Origin of the sequence: Acinetobacter piscicola, assembly GCF_002233755.1 — a bacterium.
GTDB classification, from domain to species: domain Bacteria; phylum Pseudomonadota; class Gammaproteobacteria; order Pseudomonadales; family Moraxellaceae; genus Acinetobacter; species Acinetobacter piscicola.
In genome coordinates, this window is record NZ_NIFO01000060.1 from 1 (window position 1) to 1,549 (window position 1,549).

Sequence of the window (1,549 nt, forward strand, 5' to 3'; positions counted from 1 at the left end):
CCGCTTAATTGCGGTTTTTTTGTGTCTGGGGTTTGGTTGTTAACCAATGATTGGTTTTAAATTCTTAAGTAAATTAATACGGTAAGCAATCTTTTTCCAGAAATACCATGTTATTACTCCTAAGGCTACAATTGTGATGAAGGCTTTTCCGATTATGTTGTTGATCATACTCCATGAAAATAGGACACCAATAATAACTAAAATAAACCAAAAGAACGCAAAATAAAGAATTTCTGCAATGAGTAGAGAGTTCACAAATATAGTCCTTTTTTTTGAATCTGAAATTCTGACTAAGAATGTGTAACGATGTTGATACCCGAGTAGATTTTCTGAAAATACTTCACCTTTTGTGATGAGAATACGATAAAAAGTTTCTTCATCTATAGAATAATCGTATTCAGTCACGTTTGATTCTATGTGATTTTGATTTATTTCTGTTTCATTTTTTTTAAGCCATTCATCTACTTCGGGACAGGGTAATAATTCTTCACCAAAACCATCAAGACCTGTATATCGGTCTTGCGGAGTTTTAAGTGTAAAAGTTGAAAGCCATGCTTTAAAAGGAATATTAGATTTAGGATCTGTGTGAAGTTGTTCAATAACATGGATCATATCGACTAGTGTTGATTTTGCTTCTTCACCAGTGGGATCCATAGCCATTCCAAGAATATCATTGACATTTAATTCAACTGAAAAAGTTTGAATATTTTCATTTTCTAAATACTTTAAAAACCATTTGGCTAAAATTTTCGCTTTTTCATCATTATAAAGTGTTGACCAGATATTTAATCTTGTTTTGAACGTTTCATAGCTTTTAAAAATTGTTGAGCGGAAGACATAATATGTTAAGCCATCTTCATCTATGAGTGATGTAATATCTTCAGTTTTAAATAAAGCTAACCAAAACATTGGAATCGCATATTTAACTTCTTGGCAAATGTCGTGTTCAGCTATTTCACCATCTGTTCGGTTAAGATTGGAAGTAATCCAAAGTGTTGAATAATTTCCCATTTTTTCCTTTTATATTTTGAAGAATTAGACGGATGATATAATAAATTGATGATATTTAAATCACAAAATTATTCTTCTACATTTCTATACGTCGATACTTGTCGTGATCTTCATTTTCCATGCAATATTATTCATTTAAAACCTTTAAAATAGGTCTAAGAATAGAGACATGTGAAATAACAACATGACGAAATATACAGATGGATATTATATTTATGAACATATTGATTTCATTTGTCATCTTGAATTAAAACAATGTGATGGTTGCGATCGAACTTTAACAGGTTTTGTTTATGAGCTTAAAATTCAAAGTCTTGAAAATGAATACGTGATTTTCTGTGCTGAATGTATGGAAATTCTGAATATTGTAACGGCGGAGTAGTTGGGTAAATCGTTTTCTGATTTACAATACAAAATAAGGATCGTCCAAATACTAGACACTCAGTATATAAACCCTAAAATAACCCTTAACAAAAGCGTGAAAAGGCGTATAATGCGTCCCATCAAGACGTCGCGCTCATAGCTCAGCTGGATAGAG

Annotated in this window: 2 protein-coding genes; one reads left to right on the top strand and one right to left on the bottom strand. The window is 31.4% G+C overall.

What is annotated here, in order from left to right; genetic code table 11:
- Positions 1-39: 39 nt before the first annotated feature.
- Entirely contained in the window at positions 40-1,011 is a 972-nt protein-coding gene (locus tag CDA10_RS16655) for a hypothetical protein (protein ID WP_089606647.1), read from the bottom strand.
- Between the two features lie 184 nt (positions 1,012-1,195).
- Here CDA10_RS16655 and CDA10_RS16660 point away from each other — a divergent pair, with 184 nt between their 5' ends.
- Entirely contained in the window at positions 1,196-1,393 is a 198-nt protein-coding gene (locus CDA10_RS16660; RefSeq protein WP_089606648.1) for a hypothetical protein, read from the top strand.
- Positions 1,394-1,549 lie beyond the last annotated feature (156 nt).

What these genes read in the sequence shown, in the direction of transcription:
- CDA10_RS16655 (WP_089606647.1), bottom strand. Translation starts at nt 1,011, where the DNA reads ATGGGAAATTATTCAACACTTTGGATTACTTCCAATCTTAACCGAACA.
- CDA10_RS16660 (WP_089606648.1), top strand. Translation starts at nt 1,196, where the DNA reads ATGACGAAATATACAGATGGATATTATATTTATGAACATATTGATTTC.